Genomic DNA, 6,246 nt, shown 5'->3' on the forward strand with positions numbered 1-6,246 from the left:
TGGTGGAGCAGGCCGACGTCGAGGAGGGCTGCCGCGCCATCGGCTTCACCCTCGGCGCCCCCGTGGCGAGCGCGGACCCCGTGCCGCCGAAGCCCGACGAGGCGCTGGCCGCCCTCGCGGACGCCGAGCGGAGCCTGGCCGAGGCCCGGACCATCGCCCTGGCCGGGGCGCCCGGTGAGCTGGCCCGGATGCTGGCCTCGGTGGCCGCCTGCGGCGCCGTACACGCCTACCTGCTGACCTCGCCCCAGGGAGCCACGCCGTGAAGACCACCCCCTCCCCCGCGAACCGCGCCCTGGAGGCGGCGCAGTCCGCACTCGCCGCCGAGCACGCGGCCGCGTACGGCTACGGGGTCGTCGGCGCCCGGGCCTCCGCCGCGCGGTCGGCCGAGGCCCGCGACGCGTACGGCGGCCACCTCGCGCGGCGGGACGCCCTGGCCCGCACGGTCCGCGAGATGGGCGGTGCCCCGCGGCCCTCGGAGGCCGCGTACGCCCTGCCGTTCGAGGTGAGCGGCCCGGCCGACGCCGAGCGGCTGGCCGCCGAGATCGAGGACCGGGTGGCGGGCGCGTACTCCGATCTGGTGCGGGCGGCGGAGGGACGGCTGCGCCGCGAGGCGGCCGACGCGCTCAGCGCCGCGGCCGTGCGCGCGGCACGCTGGCGCGGTGTCGGCGTAGCCTTCCCTGGGCTCACGGAACGTGGAGAACGAGCCCGGACCAGCTGAAAGGGATCACGCACGCATGGCTTTCGAACCGCCGCAGCGGCTTGTACGGGCGCTCGGCGAGACGCCGGAATCGGCGCAGAACGCGGACTGGCTGGGGCAGTTGCCCCGGCTCGCCGAGGCGGCGCTGGCCCGGCGTGAGGTGCGGGCCCAGCGGGTGCAGGCACCGGGCGGACGCAGCAGCCTGGTCGTCCTCGTGCACTACGCCGACGGGACGCCGGCCGCGCTGAAGCTGGCTCCCCCGCAGGCCAGGCCCGACCGGGAGCTGGCCGCGCTGGCGCACTGGGGCGGTTTCGGGGCCGTCCGGATCCTCGACACCCGCCACCACGAGGAGGACGGCGGGCTGCTGCTGGAACGGCTCCACCCGGAGGTGTCGCTGCGGTCGCTGCCGGAGGCGAAGGCGCTGCTGGAGGCGTGCGGGACGCTGCGCCGGCTGTGGGTGGCCCCGCCGGCCGGGCATCCGTTCGAGACGGTGGCGCAGCGCACCGCGCAGCAGGCGGAGGTCCTGCGCAAGGCCCCGCCGGACGTCGCGGCGCTGGCCTCCGCCGCGCTCGCGGTCCGCGAGGAGCTGACGGCCCTGCCCGGCGAGGAGCTGCTGCTGCACGGGAACTTCCGGCAGGGCAAGGTGCTGGCGGGCGAGCGGGCGCCGTGGCTGGCGGTGGGGCCGGACCCGCTGACCGGGGACCGTGCCTACGACCTGGCCCGGCTGGTCCGGGACCGGCTGGAGGACCAGGTCGCTTCCTCGGCCGGGGCCGCGGGCGCCCGGCGCCGGGTGAACAAGCTGGCCGACTCCCTGGAGCTGGACCGGGACCGGCTGCGGGGCTGGACGCTGTTCCGCGCCGTGGAGTCCGGGAACCGGGCGCTGGCCGCGGGCCGGCGCCGGGACGCCGAGCTGCTGCTGGAGTTCGCCGCCTGGCTGTAGGGCATACCGTGGATACGGGCGGGTAAGTGCCCCGCAGGAGGCCGTCATGCTCCAGGAAGTGCTGACAGCGGCAGTCGCGGCGGGCGCGGCCGTCGCGGTGTACGCGGGCGTGGCCGCCCGGGTGGTCCGGCAGTACGAGCGGGGCGTGGTCTTGCGCTTCGGCCGGCTGCGGGAGGGCATCCGCGGGCCGGGCTTCACGATGGTCCTGCCGTTCGTCGACCGCCTGCACAAGGTGAACATGCAGATCGTGACGATGCCGGTGCCCGCGCAGGAGGGCATCACCCGGGACAACGTCACGGTGCGGGTGGACGCGGTCGTGTACTTCAAGGTCGTGGACCCGGCGAACGCGATCATCGAGGTGGAGGACTACCGCTTCGCGGTCTCGCAGATGGCACAGACCTCGCTGCGCTCGATCATCGGCAAGTCCGACCTGGACGACCTGCTGTCCAACCGGGAGCAGCTGAACCAGGGGCTGGAGCTGATGATCGACAGCCCGGCGGTGGGGTGGGGCGTGCAGATCGACCGGGTCGAGATCAAGGACGTCTCGCTGCCGGAGACGATGAAGCGGTCGATGGCGCGGCAGGCGGAGGCGGACCGGGAACGGCGGGCGCGGGTCATCAACGCGGATGCGGAGCTCCAGGCTTCGAAGAAGCTGGCCGAGGCGGCGGCGGTGATGTCGGAGCAGCCGGCGGCGCTCCAGCTGCGGCTGCTGCAGACGGTGGTCGCGGTCGCCGCCGAGAAGAACTCGACCCTGGTGCTGCCGTTCCCGGTGGAGCTCCTGCGTTTCCTGGAGCGCGCCGCCCCGGCACCGGGCGGCCCGGACCCGGCACAGGCCCCGGCTCGGAAACCGGCACCGGCACCGGCGGCACAGCCCACGCTCACCGCTCCGGACGCCGCCCCCGCCGTGGAGGCCGACGCCGCGGAGCCCCCCGCCGTGGAGGCCGGCGCGGCGGAGCCCGTTCTCCCGCTGGAGGGTCCCGCGCAACCCGCTCCGCCGGTGGACGGCTCCCCGCACGCGGCCGCACCCCCGCCCGCCGGGGCCGGAGAACCGCCGGCGGGCTAGGAGCCGACCGGCGGCGCGGCGGCCGGGTCGGGGTCAGGCCAGTCGGGCCAGGGCCTCGGCCAGGGGGAGCTCCTCGCGGGTGCCCGTGGCACGGTTCTGGAGTTCGACCACCTCGTCGGCGGACCGGCGGCCCGCGACCAGGATCCAGGGGACGCCGATCAGTTCGGCGTCCGTGAGCTTCACGCCCGGGGACAGGCCCGGCCGGTCGTCCAGCAGGACCCGCAGTCCGGAGGCGGCCAGGGTCTCGGCCGCCCGCTCGGCCAGCGCCAGCGGGACGGCCTTGCCGGCCGCCACCACGTGGACGTCGGCCGGGGCCACCGCCGCCGGCCACGCCAGTCCGCGCTCGTCGGCGGTCTGTTCGGCCAGCGCGGCCACCGCCCGGGAGACGCCGATGCCGTACGAGCCCATCGTGACCCGCACCGGCTTGCCCTCGCGGCCGAGCACGTCCAGCCCGAACGCGTCCGCGTACTTGCGGCCCAGCTGGAAGATGTGGCCGATCTCGATCGCCCGGTCCAGTCGGAGCCCGGCACCGCAGCGCGGGCAGGGGTCGCCGGGCTCGACGACGACGACGTCGAGGTACCGGTCCACCTCGAAGTCCCGCCCGCATACGACGTTCCGGGCGTGCGTGTCGGCCTTGTTGGCTCCGGTCACCCACGAAGTGCCGGGCGCGACACGGGGGTCGGCCAGGTAGCGGACCTTGCCGAGGCCCTGCGGGCCGACGTAGCCGCGTACCAGGTCGGGGCGGTCGGTGAAGTCCTCGGCGGTCACCAACTCGACCACCGCCGGGGCGAGGTGCTCGCCGAGCTTGCCGAGGTCCACCTCGCGGTCGCCGGGTACGCCGACGGCCGTGATCTCGCCGTCGACCTTCACCAGGAGGTTCTTCAGCGTCGCCGACGCGGGCACGCCCAGGTGCGCGGCGAGGGTCTCGATCGTCGGGGTGTCGGGGGTGTCGACCTCCTCGATCGCGGGGTGTTCGGCGTCCACCGGGGCGAGTGCGAAGGTCACGGCTTCCGTGTTCGCCGCGTAGTCGCAGGACGGGCAGTCGACGAAGGTGTCCTCGCCGGCCGCGGCGGGCGCGAGGAACTCCTCCGACGCCGAGCCGCCCATCGCGCCCGACATCGCGGACACGATGCGGTGGTCCAGGCCGAGGCGCTCGAAGATCCGCTGGTACGCGGCCCGGTGCAGGGCGTACGACTCGGCGAGGCCCTCGTCGCTCACGTCGAAGGAGTACGAGTCCTTCATCTGGAACTCGCGGCCGCGCAGTACCCCGGACCGCGGCCTGGCCTCGTCGCGGTACTTGGTCTGGATCTGGTAGAGCATGACCGGCAGGTCCTTGTAGGACGTGCACTGGTCCTTCACCACGAGGGTGAAGATCTCCTCGTGGGTGGGGCCGAGCAGATAGTCCGCGCCCTTGCGGTCCTTGAGCCGGAAGAGCAGGTCACCGTATTCCGACCAGCGGCCGCTGACCTCGTACGGCTCCTTCGGCAGCAGCGCCGGGAGCAGCACCTCCTGGGCCCCGATCGCGTCCATCTCCTCGCGGACGATGCGCGAGACGTTGTCGAGGACCTTCTTGCCGAGCGGCAGCCAGGTCCACACTCCCGCGGAGCTGCGGCGGACGTATCCGGCGCGGACGAGGAGGCGGTGGCTGAGGGTCTCGGCGTCGGCGGGGTCCTCGCGGAGGGTCTTGGCCATGAGGCGGGACATGCGCTGCACGTGTTGCGATGACATGACGGGAGGCTACCGGGGGCGCCCGTCCGCCCGGAAACCGTTTCAGGGCCGGCGCAGCGGCAGCGGGGCCCCCATGACGGCGTACGGGAGGCTCGCGCTCGGGAAGTGCACCTGGCGGGCCAGGTCCGTGTAGCCGAGCGCCCGGTAGAGGCCGCGGGCCGGGCTCTCGGTGTCGATGGCGGAGAGGATGGAGCGGGGCTCCTCCGCGCTGTCGGTGACCCGGGTGATGAGGGCGCGGCCGACGCCGCGGCCCTGGAAGCCGGGGTGGACGTGCAGCTCCGTGATCACGAAGGAGGCGTCGAGCCAGCCGTCGTGGCCCGCGGCCCGCAGGTACGGCTCGACGACCGAGGACCACCAGTAGGCCCGGTCGTTGGGCATGCCGTACACGAATCCGGCGAGCGCCCCGTCGTCGGTGAAGGCGCCGAGGGCGCGGGCTCCGCGACAGGTCATGTGGCGCTGGACGATGTAGCGCCGGATGCCGACCTCCTCCTCGCTGAGCCCGAAGGCCACGGCCTGCACGCGCAGGGCCTCGTCCACGCGGTCGGCGAGGTCGAGGGGGCCGATGCGGAGTCCGGCGGGCCGGGCGGGGCCGTCGCCCTCGGAGGTAGGCAGCATGCGGCGACCTTACTGGGCACCCCCGGCTCCCGTCCCTGCGCCCCCGCGCGTCCCGGCCACCCGGGGGCGGTCCGCGGGACGGCCGGCCGGAGCCTTTGGACGGAGCAGCGCGGGCGGTGCTTTCAGAAGAGGACGCTCATGAACGCGCCGACCTCGCGGAAGCCGACCCGCCGGTACGCGGCCCGTGCCGCGGTGTTGAAGTCGTTGACGTAGAGGCTGACCACGGGCGCCACGTCGCGCAGCGCGAAGTCGACGACCGCGGCCATCCCGGCCTCGGAGTGCCCGAGGCCGCGGAATTCGGGGTCCACCCACACGCCCTGGATCTGGCAGGCCCGGGCGGTCGCGGCGCCGATCTCCGCCTTGAAGACGACCTTGCCGTCCTCGATGCGGGCGAAGGAGCGGCCGGTGCCGACCAGCTCGGCGACGCGGGCCTGGTAGAGCAGCCCGCCGTCGCCCGCCATCGGCGAGACGCCGACCTCCTCGGTGAACATGGCCACGCAGGCGGGCATGATCAGGTCCATCTCGTCCTTGCGGATCCGGCGGACCAGCGGGTCGGGGCGCACCTCGGCGGACGACTGCTCGGTGACCATGAGCGGCTGGTGGGAGCGGACGTCGCGGGCGGGCCCCCAGCTGGGCTCCAGGAGCCGCCACAGCAGCCGGGTGGCTTCGGCGGGGCCGACGATGGAGGAGCAGCGGCGGCCGGTGCGGCGGGCCCGGTCGGCGAAGGCGCGGACGGCGTCGGCGTCGGCGCAGACGGGGACCAGATTGGCGCCCGCGTAGCAGAGGGAGCGCAGCCGGCCGTCGGCGTAGTAGCCCCACATCTCGCCGCCCAGGCGCCAGGGGTCGAGTCCGGCGACCTGGACCCGGGAGGTGACGAAGGCGTTCTCGACCGGCTCGCGTCCGAGGACTTCGAGGGCGGCGTCGAGATCACTGGGCTCAAGGACCCGGGTGGTGGTCTGGGTCAACACGGGGGCCTCACCATACAAGTCTGCTGATCTCCGCACTGTACCCGCCGTCACCCGAGGATGCCCGGTCCCACGGGTCACGAAAATGCCCCGGGCCCCCCCCCCGGCGGCGGGGGGGCGGCGCGGCGGGCCCCCCACATCCGGGGCCCCGCCCGCCCGCCGAGGCCGATGTTGCTCCGGGTGCGGTGGCCGGGCAGCGCACCCTCGGAGGTCCAGGTGGTGCCGCGCAGCCTGGTCC

The 6,246-nt window shown here is 74.8% G+C and carries 6 protein-coding genes and 1 pseudogene; 4 read left to right on the forward strand and 3 right to left on the reverse strand.

What is annotated here, in order from left to right; genetic code table 11:
- The 4 genes and pseudogenes from ACFXA3_RS31880 to ACFXA3_RS31895 form a co-directional block, all read left to right on the forward strand.
- Window positions 1–263: pseudogene (locus tag ACFXA3_RS31880) on the forward strand (hypothetical protein); the annotation flags it as partial.
- On the forward strand, window positions 260–718 hold the full coding sequence (locus ACFXA3_RS31885) for a ferritin-like domain-containing protein (RefSeq protein WP_385192446.1): 459 nt from the start codon (window positions 260–262) through the stop codon (window positions 716–718). The pseudogene ACFXA3_RS31880 and the gene ACFXA3_RS31885, both read left to right, overlap by 4 nt.
- Window positions 719–734: 16 nt before the next feature.
- Window positions 735–1,637 carry an aminoglycoside phosphotransferase family protein gene (locus ACFXA3_RS31890; RefSeq protein WP_385192448.1) on the forward strand — a complete coding sequence of 301 codons (903 nt, stop codon included), beginning with the start codon at window positions 735–737 and terminating at the stop codon, window positions 1,635–1,637.
- A 46-nt stretch (window positions 1,638–1,683) separates the two neighbouring features.
- Window positions 1,684–2,700 carry a slipin family protein gene (locus ACFXA3_RS31895; RefSeq protein WP_385192450.1) on the forward strand — a complete coding sequence of 339 codons (1,017 nt, stop codon included), beginning with the start codon at window positions 1,684–1,686 and terminating at the stop codon, window positions 2,698–2,700.
- Window positions 2,701–2,733: 33 nt separating this feature from the next.
- On the opposite strand, the gene ACFXA3_RS31900 is transcribed toward ACFXA3_RS31895, so the two are convergent.
- The 3 genes from ACFXA3_RS31900 to ACFXA3_RS31910 form a co-directional block, all read right to left on the reverse strand.
- Complete coding sequence (locus ACFXA3_RS31900; protein ID WP_385192452.1) at window positions 2,734–4,428, reverse strand: proline--tRNA ligase; 1,695 nt, start codon at window positions 4,426–4,428, stop codon at window positions 2,734–2,736.
- Between the two features lie 42 nt (window positions 4,429–4,470).
- Window positions 4,471–5,043 carry a GNAT family N-acetyltransferase gene (locus tag ACFXA3_RS31905; RefSeq protein WP_385192454.1) on the reverse strand — a complete coding sequence of 191 codons (573 nt, stop codon included), beginning with the start codon at window positions 5,041–5,043 and terminating at the stop codon, window positions 4,471–4,473.
- Between the two features lie 122 nt (window positions 5,044–5,165).
- Window positions 5,166–6,008: a GNAT family N-acetyltransferase gene (locus ACFXA3_RS31910; protein WP_385192457.1), complete on the reverse strand. Its 843-nt coding sequence runs from the start codon at window positions 6,006–6,008 to the stop codon at window positions 5,166–5,168.
- Window positions 6,009–6,246: the final 238 nt, after the last annotated feature.

The sequence above is a fragment of the Streptomyces sp. NPDC059456 genome, assembly GCF_042750055.1.
GTDB lineage: Bacteria > Actinomycetota > Actinomycetes > Streptomycetales > Streptomycetaceae > Streptomyces.

Coding starts and splice junctions, on each gene's coding strand:
- ACFXA3_RS31890 (WP_385192448.1), top strand. CDS start 735: ATGGCTTTCGAACCGCCGCAGCGGCTTGTACGGGCGCTCGGCGAGACG.
- ACFXA3_RS31895 (WP_385192450.1), top strand. CDS start 1,684: ATGCTCCAGGAAGTGCTGACAGCGGCAGTCGCGGCGGGCGCGGCCGTC.
- ACFXA3_RS31900 (WP_385192452.1), bottom strand. CDS start 4,428: ATGTCATCGCAACACGTGCAGCGCATGTCCCGCCTCATGGCCAAGACC.
- ACFXA3_RS31905 (WP_385192454.1), bottom strand. CDS start 5,043: ATGCTGCCTACCTCCGAGGGCGACGGCCCCGCCCGGCCCGCCGGACTC.